13 protein-coding genes are annotated in these 15137 nt (G+C 34.9%); 4 read left to right on the top strand and 9 right to left on the bottom strand.

Going from position 1 to position 15137, the window contains the following annotated elements:
* Window positions 1-51 precede the first annotated feature (51 nt).
* Window positions 52-192 (bottom strand): hypothetical protein, encoded by a 141-nt coding sequence (locus PRVXT_RS04985; RefSeq protein WP_350344570.1) that lies wholly within the window; start codon window positions 190-192, stop codon window positions 52-54.
* Window positions 193-299: 107 nt separating this feature from the next.
* On the opposite strand from PRVXT_RS04985, the gene PRVXT_RS04980 reads away from it, so the two are divergent.
* Window positions 300-1220, top strand: coding sequence for a helix-turn-helix domain-containing protein (locus PRVXT_RS04980; protein WP_350344569.1), 921 nt, complete (start codon window positions 300-302; stop codon window positions 1218-1220).
* 149 nt (window positions 1221-1369) lie between these two features.
* Here PRVXT_RS04980 and PRVXT_RS04975 read toward each other — a convergent pair whose 3' ends face one another.
* The 3 genes from PRVXT_RS04975 to PRVXT_RS04965 are packed head-to-tail and all read right to left on the bottom strand — an operon-like array spanning window position 1370 to window position 4317.
* Complete coding sequence (locus PRVXT_RS04975) at window positions 1370-2044, bottom strand: ABC transporter ATP-binding protein (RefSeq protein ID WP_350344568.1); 675 nt, start codon at window positions 2042-2044, stop codon at window positions 1370-1372.
* Between the two features lie 3 nt (window positions 2045-2047).
* Entirely contained in the window at window positions 2048-3334 is a 1287-nt protein-coding gene (locus PRVXT_RS04970; protein ID WP_350344567.1) for an ABC transporter permease, read from the bottom strand.
* A 5-nt stretch (window positions 3335-3339) separates the two neighbouring features.
* The gene (locus PRVXT_RS04965; RefSeq protein ID WP_350344566.1) at window positions 3340-4317 is read right to left on the bottom strand and encodes an ABC transporter permease; all 978 of its coding nucleotides are present in this window, start codon (window positions 4315-4317) and stop codon (window positions 3340-3342) included.
* An 866-nt stretch (window positions 4318-5183) separates the two neighbouring features.
* Here PRVXT_RS04965 and PRVXT_RS04960 point away from each other — a divergent pair.
* Window positions 5184-5351 (top strand): hypothetical protein, encoded by a 168-nt coding sequence (locus PRVXT_RS04960; RefSeq protein WP_350344565.1) that lies wholly within the window; start codon window positions 5184-5186, stop codon window positions 5349-5351.
* A gap of 338 nt (window positions 5352-5689) precedes the next feature.
* Here PRVXT_RS04960 and PRVXT_RS04955 read toward each other — a convergent pair whose 3' ends face one another.
* The 4 genes from PRVXT_RS04955 to PRVXT_RS04940 all read right to left on the bottom strand — a co-directional run bounded on the left by PRVXT_RS04955 (window position 5690) and on the right by PRVXT_RS04940 (window position 10610).
* Complete coding sequence (locus PRVXT_RS04955) at window positions 5690-6991, bottom strand: ABC transporter permease (protein WP_434064308.1); 1302 nt, start codon at window positions 6989-6991, stop codon at window positions 5690-5692.
* Entirely contained in the window at window positions 6975-7883 is a 909-nt protein-coding gene (locus PRVXT_RS04950) for an ABC transporter ATP-binding protein (RefSeq protein WP_350344564.1), read from the bottom strand. Before PRVXT_RS04950 ends, PRVXT_RS04955 begins: the two co-directional genes overlap by 17 nt.
* A 22-nt stretch (window positions 7884-7905) precedes the next feature.
* Window positions 7906-9210 carry an ABC transporter permease subunit gene (locus tag PRVXT_RS04945; protein ID WP_350344563.1) on the bottom strand — a complete coding sequence of 435 codons (1305 nt, stop codon included), beginning with the start codon at window positions 9208-9210 and terminating at the stop codon, window positions 7906-7908.
* 98 nt (window positions 9211-9308) lie between these two features.
* Window positions 9309-10610: an ABC transporter permease subunit gene (locus PRVXT_RS04940; RefSeq protein ID WP_350344562.1), complete on the bottom strand. Its 1302-nt coding sequence runs from the start codon at window positions 10608-10610 to the stop codon at window positions 9309-9311.
* A gap of 860 nt (window positions 10611-11470) precedes the next feature.
* Between PRVXT_RS04940 and PRVXT_RS04935 the strand changes: the two genes are divergently transcribed.
* Both PRVXT_RS04935 and PRVXT_RS04930 read left to right on the top strand, forming a co-directional pair.
* Complete coding sequence (locus PRVXT_RS04935) at window positions 11471-11758, top strand: GIY-YIG nuclease family protein (protein WP_350344561.1); 288 nt, start codon at window positions 11471-11473, stop codon at window positions 11756-11758.
* Between the two features lie 125 nt (window positions 11759-11883).
* Window positions 11884-13074, top strand: coding sequence for an IS481 family transposase (locus tag PRVXT_RS04930; protein WP_350342451.1), 1191 nt, complete (start codon window positions 11884-11886; stop codon window positions 13072-13074).
* Between the two features lie 308 nt (window positions 13075-13382).
* Here the strand turns inward: PRVXT_RS04930 and hcp are convergent, their stop codons facing one another.
* Window positions 13383-15026, bottom strand: coding sequence for a hydroxylamine reductase (gene hcp, locus PRVXT_RS04925; protein WP_350345110.1), 1644 nt, complete (start codon window positions 15024-15026; stop codon window positions 13383-13385).
* Window positions 15027-15137 lie beyond the last annotated feature (111 nt).

The following is a 15137-nucleotide window of genomic DNA, read 5'->3' as shown; positions in this document are numbered from 1 at the left end:
AGGGAAATTATATGTGTTTGAAGTAGGAAACTTGGTTCAAATTCTACATGCTCATATGGAATTAGTGCCGTTATATTGATGCCATTCAATCACAGGATCTTTTTTATCTCCTCCCGCTGTTAAAAGTTGACCTGAGCTTATAAACATTATAATAACTATAATACTTATAAAAGTTAGCATCATTTTCTTCAAAGCTTTCTCCCCCTTGTTTTATTTAACTAAATATTATAACATTTAATTTAGAACCACAACCCACTTTAAAGTGGGGTCAGAAAACGAGGGGAAAAGAGGGGGGTAAAATGGAATATAGTCTAACTACCTTTGGGGGGAAATTAAGGTCTTTAAGGAAAAAGCGATTTCTTACGCAGCTTGATGTTTTCAAAGCTACAGGAGTAAATGTTGAAACTTTACGAAGAATAGAGCAGGGAAAAGTGGTGCCTAAAATTGAAACTTTAGAGCATCTGTCGCCAGTGTTAAAAAAAGATGTGTTGCTACTTTTTTTTAAGCATAGATATCAAGATCACTCATTGTTACAAGAGAAGATAACTGATTTGGAAAGAACGCTTGATAACAGCGACTTTTCAAAGTTAGAGTTGAAAGTTGAAAAAATTAATAAAATGCTACCAATGATAAAAAATAAATACTACAAAAAATTAATACAGCAGCAGCTTCTTTTTGCTAAAGGCATTATTAGGTATAAAAAAGAAAATGAACCTTCTAAAGCTTTAGATATGTTAATCAAAGCTATTAAAATGACTACACCTAAGTTCCAGTTGGATAATTTTCAATCATATGTTTATTCCTCTACAGAAGTTAGGATACTTATGAACATTGGCATGATTGTAAACAGTTTAGGAAGAAATAAAGAGTACTTAAATATACTGGAGTTTAGTATTAAAACAGTAAAAGACACAGATGAATTATACCCAAAAATTTGTCATAATCTAGCTGGTGCATATATTAGAAAAGGCCATTACATAAATGGTCTCAAGTATTCAAATCTTGGAGTTGATTGGTGTAAAAACAACAGATTTTATGCTGGCTTAAACCTTTTGTATTATAGCAAAGGAGTTTGTCAGTTCTATTTAAAGGATGAAAGCTACAAAAGTTCTGTGGAACTAGCAATATGCTTATGTGAAGCCTATGGACAAGATAAATTAAAAAAGCTTATGCTGTCTAATTATAATGATTTAGAGAGGCAAGGTTGTATAAGGCAATGATTAAGACAAAACTCAAGTCTTTGTAGAAGTCATAGTTGGTCAAGTGATAGGTTCGTTTCTGGTCGTTTCGGAGGCTTTGCCCCCTTGTGGCTAGATCTTTCGTTTGGCTCAAAGATGAACCTTGTAGCATCTATAAAGTCTATATACTCCTAATTAGCTTCTCCTTTAATACAACGCCCGTTTTCAATCTTATACTTGCTTTTACATTTTTCTGCCACTGATGAATCATGGGTTACGATAACCATTGTTTTTCCTTGGTTATTTAGGTGAACCAGTAAGTCAAGGATTTCTTTCTCGGTATCTTCATCCAATGAGCCGGTTGGTTCATCAGCTAGTATCACTTCAGGGTCTTTAATTAGTGCTCTCGCTATACCAACCCTTTGTGCTTCACCACCAGATAGTGTATCCACTGACTTATTTTCAAGATAACTAATATCAAGGTTTGCTAACATTTTTTTTGCTTGTTTTAGAGCTTCTTTTTTTGATGCTTTCCCATATTGTAAGGGCAAAGCAACGTTCTCGATTACATTTTTCGTGTCAATCAATGGATAGTTTTGTAGTATAAAACCTATCTTTTCTCTTCTAAACACAGCAAGTTCTGCAGGACCTTTAGAAGATAATTTTTCATTGTTAAAAATGTATTTCCCCTCATCAATCTTCTCAAGACCAGCAATAATATTTAACAATGTAGACTTTCCTGAACCACTGCGTCCCATTATTGAGATCATCTCACCGCATTTGATTTTTAAATTAAAATTACTCAACACTTTAATTTTCTGCCCTTTATTAGAAAAAGATTTGCTAACATTATCTAGTTTAATCATATATTAGTCTCCCCTTTTTAAAATGGTGCTGATAGATAAACGCTTTCCTTTAATGTAAATAATAAAAAGCGATAATAACATAAGAAAGAGCGCTATGATAGTTATTAAAGCACCATATAAAATGGCAATTGGTTGCATACCTATAACAAATAAGGTCACAGTAAATAATACAATTATCATTGGTACACTGACAATAAATAAAATTTCTCCAGCAATATAAGAAAATATTTGATTCATTGTCCCCCCAGAAATCAGATGTATGGCGATGTTTTTGTAATTATCTTGGACTTTTTTCCATATTAAAACCACTAACATTAAGATACATATGATAAATAAAGTTACTGTTAGAAATAGCAGCGCTGATATCTGCTCTCCCATGGTTTCCAATATTGCACCCAACTGAGAGTCCATCCCACCTAGTATCATTAAATTATTAAATCCGGTAACATCATTTGCCTGTTTTATTAACCCATCAATATATGCTAAGTCTTCGCTGCTATAAATCGCTCCATTTATACTGTGCAGATAGTATCTCCTAAGAAAATTAAACTGTTCTTCATTTGCTGGTTCACCAAATTTTTGTGCCGGCAATACTATGTATCGGTCTACATAAGTCTCTGGTTCAATTCTAGTAGAAAGAAAGGAGTTTGATTCAATAAACCCAATAACCTCTAAAGTAAAAGGATAAAACAGATAAGTCGATTCAATTCTGTCTCCTATGTCAAAAATATCTTCATACTCTGCTCCTAAAAGAACAGGAATTGAACCAAAATCTAAATTCTCATAATCAGCTTTGTCAAACAGCCTTCCATCGGTAAGATTGTTTATGGGAAATGTTTCTAATGCTTGTTGATTAACCTTTACTGCTTTGACGCTATTATACTTTGTACCATTTTTTTCAACTGGTTCAGAGGGTCTTCCCGATTCATAGCCTTGTAAAAAAATATCTGTGTCTGATATGTCTCCAAATTCGATGGAAATAGGATGATCAGTAGCTGAAATAAAAGTTTCATTTATTTGTTTATTAAGATAAGTGTACATATGTTGAAGTTTAGAAACGCTTTCTGGATCCTTAAAAAATTGTCGTTCTTCTTTGCCAGTTAATGTGTCCATTAATGTATATACATTTTTATCACCATAAGTCTGAACACTGGCATGCCTTTCTTGCATATATACATAAGTGATAAATAATGTGGATGCCATCAAAGCAAAAACCAACACAACAAATATAATTGAAAAAGTAAACCCTTTTTTTCTTTTCAAACTCTCTCTAACTTCATTAACTATCATATTATTCACCTCTCTATTTTAGTTTTTGTATAAAAATAGAGGACACTTGACGTTACTATTACAATAGTAAAAATCACAATGTAACCAGTTACTATATTGGATAAATGGAGCATAATTTCTTTGTTGTTTTTCCATACTATTGATGCTAAAACCATGCTAATCATTCCGACAAACATATAAACAGCAGTTCCTGCTAAAAAACACTTTCTCATTTCATTATAAAAAGAAGCTTTTACAGGAATACCCACTTTCCACAAAATATCGAAGTTACGTACTTGCTTTGAAAAATGAGCAACTATTATTAAAATATTAAAGAAAACAAAAAGCATATAAAATACAACGGTAATTATATAATTATAGTCGTCCATCCCTATAAAGTTTAAAGTCCCAGCTTCCCCTAGTAAAATTTCATTGGTAAGTATTTGGTTGTCTCCAAAAAGGATGTGCTTTGTATTTTTTCGGGGTTCATTAGCATTAAGTTTGTAAAGGTTTGAAAAAGAGCTGTCCAAAGAGTCAATATTTAAAAATATCAAGTGATCGATTCTGGAGGTATAAGAAGCACCCATTTCCCCTATAATCTCATAATTTTGTTCTTCGATAGTTTCTATTAAACTCTGGTCAACGGATTTCCCAACAACCGCTACCTTTTGACCAGTGTAAAAATCATCTTCAGTAAAATACCTTCCTTCGATTATGGGTGGAGTATATTTATCTTTTTTGAAAAAAACGCCTTTAAAAGGTCCTTCTCCTTTAAAAACAGTAAACGGCTCAGCTATTTCTGCTTCTCTCCAATCTAAATCATATTCTCCATCAAGGGTGAATACATAAGCATCAGACTCTATCAACTCGTTAGTCAGCATCTTCAATTCTATTTGATTAAGTTGATAAAAGCTAAAAATACACACAGCCAAACTTAAAGTAATATACATAAAACCAAAAAGTAACAAGCCGTTTCTTTGTAGTTTCTTATACAGTTCTGCCAAGACTTAAACTCCTTTACCAGTAAGAGTGAACTTCTTGTTATTTATTAAACAATTTTTTAACCTTACTTATAATTATAGTCAGTTAATCTTACTACTAAGTGAATATTTATCTTACATTTTTGTAAGAGAGGAAACATTCTACTCAGTTTATAACACAGATTTAGTAGCTAATATGAAATATCTTAAAGCTTTTAATAAAAGGAGCCTAAGAAACAGATAACTTCATAAAAAATAACATGTTAATCACTTATTAGTGATTGGGGTGAAGTTTTTAGTGATACCACATTAGCTAACTCCATATTTTAGGCCGTATTATCATTCTAAGATATTAACGTAAAAGGTTATTATTACAAAATCAAGAATAAAATCCAAAAAGCAGTACTACAGAGACATCATACTGAATTGTACATTTTTAAAATGACATAAGTGTACATTATGGCTGACATGTACAAAATTTTTGTATATCATTATCATCAAATTCATAGGTATAGATTGACTTTATCTTAAAAAGTATCTATAGCAATTCAATCAAAGTTGGTTGCTGAGACTTTAATAAGTAGTCAAACTTTATCTTAAAAGCAGCAAAAGAAATTTATTTGCATTCTTTGATTTATCTCATTTGTTGAAATCGAGTTTATATTTATTACCATCTTAGACTAAAAGCGAGGGATTTTTAAAATTTAATCAATACCTTTTTAGCTTCAATCAGTGGGAATAATCCAGTTAACCTGCTATATAAGGGCATTGTTAAGTTTTCAAACATAAATTTAGTCTAAAGAAAGAGGGGGTGAAATAATGAATCTAAAATACAGCAGAAAAATAGCATTGGCTTTCTTATTATCCTTATAGTTTTCATTTTTTCAATAATGATTTTTAATCATGACCCTATAAAAGCAATTGCACATCTGTTTACTGGTAACTCGGTATTTATGTTTAATATTGTTACAACAACTTTTAATTTTGTTTTTGTTAGTATAATTGCCATATTAACAATCAAACTAATGGAGTTAAATTCAAAAGAACATAATAGTTAACTCAGTTCTAACCTTCTATTTAGACTTTAAGTAACATGTACAACTCAACTACAAAAATTAGGAGGAGATATTAGAGCGTAAATATTTTACAGCTATTCCTATATTTTCAGTTATGTTGCTAACTCCTTCAGAAGCAGCAGCATCTTTAGAAATAGATTAAAAGCTATTGCTGATTTAAAGTAAACAAGATTGTAGAAAAATATAACCTAAAGCCCAAGCTCCTTTCAGCTTAGGCTTTAAGTTTTTATTTAATGAAAATTCTCCTGCGGGCTAAATCCTTATCTTTCGATCAGGGATAACGTCAAAACATTTGAACCGGACGGTTGACTTTCTTTTTTCTACCCTTCAGACCCTAACAAGTCAGATTTGATAAGTTTTATAGCGCTTAGAATTATCATCACTATAGTTACCGTTAGTGCCAGTAATATCCCAACTACATAGGATGCGTTCACTTGGCCTCTAATAACTAGGTCTATGTTGGAGTATGCAAGGGGCTGAATAAATCTAAAGATAGATGCATTTGATAAAGTGGAGTCGAACACAAAGTTTAGCATAAACACCCCTGTTACTAGACCTAGTGTTGAGGAAGTTGAATTGATAAAAATCGAGATTGCTTTTGTTGATGCTATGGTCATGATCAGCATTACCACAAATAACGAATATCCTAACGCTAGATATCGTCCAGTGGACACTATTTGATATTGCCCTAATCTTTCTCCGTTGCTGCTTAGTGATGTTAGCATTTCTGATGTAGCTATCGCCTGTGGATAATCTAGGTCTCCTATTCCATATATAGCTGTTATTACTATGAAAAATGTTAGTATTAAAACTCCTAATATCGCCGTTGTAAATATCATTATGCTTATTAGCTTTGACCAATAGATTTTGGCTCGGGAAAAGGGCTGGGTAAAGTATGTTTTGTAGCTTCCCTCTTCTATTTCTCCTAAATAGATATCCACCGCTAAAATAGCTATCAATGCTAGTAATATCAATGGTGTGTACCCTCTTAGGATAAAAAGCAAAAACTGAAAACCATTCACCTGATATGGTGATTGTTGAGGTTCTATGTTATTTTCCAACATATATTCATTTATCGCTATATTTTCTTTAAGCTGCTCCGGCAGCTGATTTCTATATCTCAAAACATCATTATCCATATAGTTATTTTCCGCAGCAAAAATTAAGTTATGATATTTTTGGTTTTGAATCTCTAACACTCTTTGCCATGACATTACACCAGGACTACGATAATAACTCTCTAACTGAGTTGATGTGGACGCTTCCGTTATTAAGAACTCTACTTCTTCTAAATCAATCTCTAACAAGTCAAGTTCTTCTGAATCTACTTCGATAGATTCTAATTCATCTTGCTCTATTTCCACAGAACCTGGATTTTCAGGATCAACACCTTCAAGACCCATCTCCTCTAACATGTCTAAGACCTGTAGCCTTCCCGTTGCTTCACGTGCTTGATCTCCCATATCTCTTTCTTTATCATACATATAGCTGTCATGTAAGTTTCCGTTGTATATTACTAACCCTAACAAGTAAGCTATAATTATTGCAACTATTATTTTGTTCTTGTTGTTTCCCCTAAATTTTGTCCATTCGCTTAGGATTAGTTTAATCATTTTCTTCACCATATACCTCTTTATAAACTGACTCTATATCCATTTCTGCTCTGTGTATGTCTAGCACCAAAATGTCATTTTTTATTAGTTTACATAGCAGCTCTGATAAAGAATCTTGGTCTTTGAAGGCAATTTTTACGCTGTCGGATATATACTCTACCTTTTCAGGGTCAGCTACAGATTCTACAAAGGGCTTGGCTTTTTCCACAGATGAAAGCTGTAATATATAGCTAAACCGTTCTTCAATAGCTTTAGGGGTTTCTATGATTTTTCCGTTGTTTATACAGATAATTCTATCGGCTAGCTTTTCTACCTCACCTAACTGATGGGAGGAAAACAGTATCGAGATGTCTTCTTTTTCTATTAGCTGCTCTAATGTGTTTCTTAAGCCTATTATGCCACCTGGGTCTAAACCATTTGTTGGCTCATCTAAAATGAGAAATTTAGGCTTGCTCAAAAGGGCTATTGCTAACCCTAATCTTTGCTTCATTCCCATGGAATATTGCGATACCTTAATGTCCAGCTTTTGCCCTAATTGAGTAAATTCTTCAATTTCTTCCACTCTTGTTTTTGATATATTTCTCATTTTTGCTATTAAATGAATATTTTGCCTACCAGTCATGTCTTGGTAAAGACCGGGGCTTTCAATTAGCGATGCTTGTTGTGCCAAGGCCTTTTCTTTTTCTTTTTGTACGTCAACGCCACATATTTCTATATGTCCACTTTCTGGTATTACCAGGTTACAAAGGCATTTCATGGTTGTAGATTTTCCTGCACCGTTTGGCCCTATAAAGCCAACTATTTCATTTTTGTTTACCTCAAAGGACACATCCTTTAGGATATGCCTTTTGCCGTAGCTTTTGTTTAGCTTTTCCACAACTACCACAACGTTTTTATTCATTTATAACACCACCTTAATGTTTTTATAAATCTTTCTTTTTAAAATACCATATGTTACCTAAAATAAGCATGGCTGTAGCGGTAACCAGCACTATGATAGCTAGTAGGGGAGTTGTGTTGTAGTTTCCGTTTAAGATGTTTACTGGGTTATTCATGGTAAAAGGACTTAGGTTTAGCTTCTCATCAACTATCCACCTTTGGCTTACCGCGATCCCTATAATGCTGATAACGGCGGCAGCGCTAAAGCCGATTATTTTGTTTTTGGTGACAGAGGATATGAGTATATTTAGGGCTACATAAAACACTGTGCACAGCACTAGCAAAGCTAAGGCCAAAAGCAAAAACTGATACAGCGGCATCAAGGTTAGCCTTTCGCTAATGTCACCACGTATTATCGAATATCCACTTATCCCCAAAGCTTGGTAATTACCCATTCTCTCAGCATCTCTTTCTAAATAGTTTGGTAATGGGTCGGCAGAGGTAAATCCACCTTCTAAATAGGTCACCGGGTATTTAAAGTTTTCAAATCCATCTGATAACCCCAAAAACAAAGAGATTACTAGAGCCGGTATCAGCAAAACAAAAAGCACATGCAAAATACTGGTAGTCAGTTTAGATAATAGATATTTTTTTCTGGAAAAAGGTTGGGTTAGTATCAGTTTTAAATTTCCACTTTTCCACTGGTCGTTGATGCTATCAAATACTAAAATAACAACAACAAAGACTAGAAGTATCGGCAGAATTTCTCTAAAATAGTGATACAAGAAAGTCATGCTGTCCATATGATATCTGCCGATAGGTTCAATGTCATTTATATGCAAATGATGGTATAACTGTCCATTTATCAAAAAGCCGTAAAGTGATGAACTATTAGTAGAATTATAAAGCTCAATCTCTTCATATGCTAAACCGCCACTTACCTCATCCCATACTTTCTTAATTTCTTGGTCCCACCATTCAGACCTAGGGTCATCTTCCCGTGGGTGACTGTATCTAGACATAAGTAACTCAGCAAAAGAATAAAGGCGGGTGTATTCATTATAATTCTCTGCTACATATGCTGCTTGTGCTTGATCATAGGTCTCCATCCATATATGCAAAGAATCTATAAGTATATCGTCGGGTACATTGGTATCTTGTTGACTATAACTATCAAGAAGTAGTTCAGGAAAATCTCTGAAACAAACATATCGGTAAGGTCTCCTCGCATCATCAGCTCTGTATTCTCCAATCATTTGGAAGGATATGATAAAGATTATGGCCATTAAAAACCATGTCTTAGGGTCTTTAAGCTTTCTCTTTAGTTCAAATTTTATATAACTCTTCATTTGTTCACCTCCTATTTGAGAATTTTGTCTTTACTATATATACGTATAATCCAAAAGCTTCACTATTTAAGTTCTAGTTACGTTTAGTCCAATAACGCCTATAAATCTTTCTTTTTAAAATACCATATGTTACCTAAAATAAGCAGGGCTGTTGCGGTGACCAGCACTATGATAGCCAGTAGTGGAGTTGTGTTGTAGTTTCCGTTTAAGATGTTTACTGGGTTGTTCATGGTAAAAGGACTTAGGTTTAGCTTTTCGTCGACTATCCATCTTTGACTTATACCTATTCCAGCGATACTAATTACTGCGGCGACACTAAAGCCGATTATTTTGTTTTTGGTTACAGAGGATATAAAAATATTTAGGGCCACATAAAACACTGTGCACAGCACTAGCAAAGCTAGAGCCAAAAGCAAAAACTGATACAGCGGCATCAAGGTTAGCCTTTCGCTAATGTTACCACGTATTAATGAATATCCACTTATCCCCAACGCTTGGTAATTACCCATTCTCTCAGCATCTCTTTCTAAATAGTTTGGTAATGGGTCGGCAGAGGTAAATCCACCTTCTAAATAAGTTACCGGGTATTTGAAGTTTTCAAATCCATCTGATAACCCCAAAAATAAAGAGATTACTAGAGCTGGTATCAGCAAAACAAAAAGCACATGCAAAATACTGATAGTCAGTTTAGATAATAGATATTTTTTTCTGGAAAAAGGTTGGGTAAGTATCAGTTTTAAGTTTCCATTTTTCCACTGGTCGTTTACGCTATCAAATACTAAAATAACTATGACAAAAGCTAAAAGCATCGGTACAATTTCCCTAAAATAGTGGTACAAAAAGGTCATGCTGTCCACATGATATCTGCCGATAGGTTCAATATCATTTATATGCAAGTGATGATATAACTGCCCACTTATTAGAAAGGTATAACTTGCTGAGCTTCTATTTGGATTATAAAACTCAATTTCTTCATATGATATACCTCCGCTTACGTCATCCCATACTTTTTTAATTTCTTTGTCCCACCACTCAGATCTAGGATCATCTTCCCATGGTGGGCTGTATCTGGCTAAAAGTAACTCAGCAAAAGAGTAAAGGCGGGTATATTCATTATAATCCTCTGCTAAATATGCTGCTTGAGCTTGATCGTATGTTTTCATCCATGTATGCAAAGAATCAATAGCTGCGTCCGGAATATCCCAGTCAAATTGACTATAGGTATCAAGGTGTATTTCAGGAACATTGCGCATATTGATAAATCTATAGGGTCTCCTTGCATCATCAGCTCTGTATTCTCCAATCATTTGGAAAGATATAACAAAAATTATTAGCATTAAAAACCATGTCTTAGGGTCTTTAAGCTTTCTCTTTAGTTCAAATGTTATATAACTTCCCATTAACCCACCTCCATTTATTTTAAAAAATTACATTTCACTTATATAGACGTAGAATATTTGAAAAGGTTTCACTTTTTGAATTATTTTTTATAAATTTAAAAATATTTTTAAACTTTTTTTCTCAACAGGGTCAATTGCCAACTTCGTCACGTGGGATATAAAAAAATTAAAAAGGACTGCCCAAACTGCCATGCTGATAGATAACAATTTCTTAACAAATTGTTATCTAAAATAGCGTCATGATACCCATTAGACGATTACTTATATTAATTTATCTCAAGAATATCCTCTAAAACCTTATCACTATAACGATGGAAAAAACACAGTATTTGGGGTAAGCCATAGGTAGGGAATAAATTTACAATTTCCAATTTACAATTAAGTCAATGTCTCTACGCCCCAATGTAAGGGTGGATCTCTGTGTCACCCTGACCCAAACAGAAAGAAACAGCAGACAGGAGGCGGAAATTAACATATCTATATTGACAGTAAAAAACGGCGCTCTCCCCAAAGAGGGTAGGAGGCGACCTCTGTGTCGCCCTGTCCTACATTCCTATAAATCTAACCTTAAAGCAGAGCCAGTTTATGTCAAGCATTTGCAATTTTTGGTTTTCGTGTATAGAATATAATAAAAAAATTTTCGGTAGTGATTTTTGTAAGTGTGAGCTGGCTAAGGGTATAGTTTTAGAATAGTTCTTAATAATGTTACTATATGTTTAGCGGTGGGTACTGTCGAATCTGCTTAATTCGGTGTAGTTTTCTTAAATCTGTCATTCTTAACGTAGTGAAGAATCTATGGGCTTATATTTTATAGAATAAGTAGTTGCTTATTTAGGCTACTATTTAAAAGGGGAGATAGTATGTATTATGTTTACATGGCTACTAATTGGAATAATAGAGTCTTGTACACAGGTGTCACTAACAATTTAGAGCGTCGTATTTATGAGCATAAAAATAAATTGGCAAAAGGCTTTACACAAAAGTACAATGTGAATAAGTTAGTTTATTATGAATCTACTTCCGATGCTAATTCTGCTATAGCAAGGGAAAAAGAAATTAAAAACTGGACACGACAAAAGAAAAATGAACTAATTGCAAGTGTAAACCCTAAGTGGAAGGATTTAAGTAGTTTGAGAGGTGGGAAGTAAGATGTGAGTAGTGAAAATAGAAAGCTAAATTGTTCGGTCAGGACATGGTTAACAAAAATGGTCCAACACATGGTTAACAAATCATATAAAATGTTAGGTGAAAATTCATAAGGAGGTTTCACCTAATGCCATGGGAGGAGAAAAGTAAAGTGGATCAAAGAGAAGAGTTTGTTAACCGTGCACTAACCGAAAAAATATCTTTTACAGACCTATGTGCTGAATATGGCATAAGTAGAAATACAGGTTACAAGTGGAAACACAGGTATGAACAATATGGGCTTCAAGGATTAAGGGACCTAAGTAAAAGGCCCAAGGAGAGCCCCCAAAAGTTATCAGAAGACTGCATTATAAAAATACTAAATATTAAACATGCTCACCCCTCCTGGGGAGCCCGTAAGATACAAAAGATTTTCGAAAAAAATTATCCTTTTGAAAGCGTACCTTCTGAAAGTAGCATAAAAAGAATTTTTGAAAAAGCTGGGTTAGTTAAAAAAAGAAGAGTTAAAAGAGCTGATACTAACCAAGATGCGCTTAGGCAGCTTATCCAGCCTGAAAAACCTAACGATGTTTGGTCGGTCGACTTTAAAGGTTGGTGGTACTCCACTGATAACAAAAAATGTGACCCCTTAACTATCAGAGACGACGATAGTAGATACCTTCTTGCGACACGATTATTGCAAAGACAAGCCACAGAACCTGTAAAAGAAGTGTTTGAAGAGGTATTTAAAAAGTATGGCCTTCCAAAAACCATTAGAAGTGATAACGGCACACCTTTTGCGCATAGAGGGAGTTTATTAGGACTAACTAGGTTATCAGCTTGGTGGATGTCACTGGGAATTATTCCAGATAGGACAGAAGTTGCCAAGCCTCAGCAAAATGGCGGTCACGAAAGAATGCACAGAGATCTAAAAGCTGAGGTCCAAAAAATTAATAACAGTACTTATTCCCACAACCAAAAGATAGTTGAAGAATGGAGAAGAGAGTTTAATCATGTAAGGCCTCATGAGGCACTAGACTATCAAACGCCAAGTGATAGGTACACGCCATCTGAAATTAAATATAATGGCAATGTGGATGAGATTATTTATCCGGTCAGTTTTGAGCGAAGGAAGGTAAATTCAAACGGTGCAGTGAAAATCAAATCCATAGAAATAACATTAAGTTATGCGTTATATGGCTATCACGTTGGCTTGAGTCAAAAAGATGAACATAACAGACTAAATGTTTGGTTTAACAGATTTTTATTAGGTGAAATTGACTTGCAAACCTATAAGTTTTACACTATTCAAAATGAAGAAAATAACAAGAAGTGTTAACCATGTCCTGAACCAAAAGTGTTAATCATGTCTTGAACCTGTACCGAATGCTTAGATTCTTAGTCCTTTTCTGTACGTTTCCTGGGCCTTTGCGCCCTTGTGGGCTAGACCCTTCGGCAAGCTCAGGGTGACAATTCCTTTAAAGCTTTTGTTCCCACAGGGTTTTTTGACCCCACAAGGATGCTTAGAAGTGCCTAGATTCGAGGCGCAAAAAAACGCCCAGGGCGGGCGCGTATAAGTAATACGTAACCGGTCTGGGCGTTTGTTTGCAACGAAGAAGATGGGTGCTTATAAGCGGCCTAGCTCTCTTAGCCTAGGAATTGCTCCATATCTTCTTCAACAGTCGAAATAGGATTGATACCGAATTTCTCTACTAGAACGTTTGCTACATTTGGTGATAAAAATGCTGGTAGTGTTGGCCCTAGTTTGATGTTTTTCACGCCTAGGTGTAGAAGAGCTAGTAGTACGATTACTGCTTTTTGCTCGTACCAGGCGATGTTGTAGGAAATTGGTAGGTCGTTGATGTCATTTAGTTCGAATACTTCTTTAAGTTTTAGGGCGATTACTGCTAGTGAGTAAGAGTCGTTACATTGACCAGCATCTAGTACTCTTGGAATGCCGCCGATGTCGCCTAGGTCTAGCTTGTTGTATTTGTATTTTGCACAACCAGCAGTTAAGATTACTGTGTCTTGTGGAAGCTCTTTGGCAAAGTCTGTGTAGTAGTTTCTGCTTTTCATTCTTCCATCACAACCAGCCATTACAAAGAATTGCTTGATTGCTCCTGATTTTACAGCGTCTACAACTTTGTCAGCTAGCTGCATAACTTGGTTATGAGCAAACCCACCTACGATTTTACCGTTTTCGATTTCTGTTGGAGCTGGTAGTCTTTTAGCGTGCTCGATGATTTCTGTGAAGTCTTTAGTTTTACCATCTTTACGATCTTCAAAGTGCTTAAATCCTGGGTAGCCAGTAGCACCTGTAGTGTAGATTCTGTCAGCATAGTCTGCAGATGGAGGTACTATACAGTTTGTTGTAAATAGCACTGGTCCGTTGAAGCTTTTGAATTCTTCCTTTTGCTTCCACCATGCATTTCCGTAGTTACCAACAAAGTGATCATACTTTTTAAATGCTGGGTAGTAGTTAGCAGGTAGCATCTCGGAGTGAGTATATACGTCTACTCCTGTACCTTCTGTTTGCTCTAGAAGTTCTTCAAAATCTTTAAGGTCGTGACCACTTACTAGGATAGCAGGGTTATTGCGAACACCGATGTTAACCTCTGTGATTTCTGGGTTACCATATTTAGAGGTGTTAGCTTGATCTAGTAGTGCCATTACGTCTACACCGTATTTACCGGTTTCTAAAGTTAGGGCTATTAAATCGTCAGCGCTTAGAGTTTCATCTTCAATTGCTACTAGTGCTTTTTCTATGAATGCAGAAATTTCTTCGCTGCGATGACCTAGATTGTCAGCATGCTCAGCGTATGCCGCCATACCTTTAAGACCAAATAAAATTAGAGATCTTAAGCTTCTTACGTCTTCGTTTTCTGTAGCTAGAATACCTACTTCTGGTTGAGCAGCTTTTTGTGCAAATTCACTTCTACTGCCAATCCATGTAGCAAAATCTTTGTAGTTTTTGTCTTCTAGCTTACCTTCTTTTTGTAGAGTTTCTTTGATAGCGTCTCTTTCCGTGATAACTTTTTCGATTCTTTTAGAGATTGACTCATCGTCGAAGTTAGCATTTGTAATTGTAGTAAATAGAGAATCCATTACTATTCTGTCTGTTTCTGGACGGTTTAGGCCTGCTTTCCTAGCTTGCTGATTGTATTCAGCTACACCTTTAAGCACGTGGATTAGTAAATCTTGCAGGTTTGAAACTTCGCTTGACTTACCACAAACGCCAGCTACATCACAGCCAGTACCTTTGGCAGCCTCTTGACATTGGTGACAAAACATCTTTTGACTCATTTTTTGAATTCCTCCTTTATTTTGATTATCACTAAAAAACTGTTTAAGTTTTGATAGCATTTTGTGTACCTCCTGTTTGTTGATTACAATTCCAATTAT

It is taken from the genome of Proteinivorax tanatarense (assembly GCF_040267685.1).
GTDB classification, from domain to species: domain Bacteria; phylum Bacillota; class Proteinivoracia; order Proteinivoracales; family Proteinivoracaceae; genus Proteinivorax; species Proteinivorax tanatarense.
Note: the sequence above shows the minus strand (reverse complement) of the source record. Positions and strands in the feature narration are given on the sequence as shown.

What these genes read in the sequence shown, in the direction of transcription:
- PRVXT_RS04980 (WP_350344569.1), top strand. Translation starts at nt 300, where the DNA reads ATGGAATATAGTCTAACTACCTTTGGGGGGAAATTAAGGTCTTTAAGG.
- PRVXT_RS04975 (WP_350344568.1), bottom strand. Translation starts at nt 2,044, where the DNA reads ATGATTAAACTAGATAATGTTAGCAAATCTTTTTCTAATAAAGGGCAG.
- PRVXT_RS04970 (WP_350344567.1), bottom strand. Translation starts at nt 3,334, where the DNA reads ATGATAGTTAATGAAGTTAGAGAGAGTTTGAAAAGAAAAAAAGGGTTT.
- PRVXT_RS04960 (WP_350344565.1), top strand. Translation starts at nt 5,184, where the DNA reads ATGATTTTTAATCATGACCCTATAAAAGCAATTGCACATCTGTTTACT.
- PRVXT_RS04950 (WP_350344564.1), bottom strand. Translation starts at nt 7,883, where the DNA reads ATGAATAAAAACGTTGTGGTAGTTGTGGAAAAGCTAAACAAAAGCTAC.
- PRVXT_RS04945 (WP_350344563.1), bottom strand. Translation starts at nt 9,210, where the DNA reads ATGAAGAGTTATATAAAATTTGAACTAAAGAGAAAGCTTAAAGACCCT.
- PRVXT_RS04940 (WP_350344562.1), bottom strand. Translation starts at nt 10,610, where the DNA reads ATGGGAAGTTATATAACATTTGAACTAAAGAGAAAGCTTAAAGACCCT.
- PRVXT_RS04935 (WP_350344561.1), top strand. Translation starts at nt 11,471, where the DNA reads ATGTATTATGTTTACATGGCTACTAATTGGAATAATAGAGTCTTGTAC.
- PRVXT_RS04930 (WP_350342451.1), top strand. Translation starts at nt 11,884, where the DNA reads ATGCCATGGGAGGAGAAAAGTAAAGTGGATCAAAGAGAAGAGTTTGTT.
- hcp (WP_350345110.1), bottom strand. Translation starts at nt 15,026, where the DNA reads ATGTTTTGTCACCAATGTCAAGAGGCTGCCAAAGGTACTGGCTGTGAT.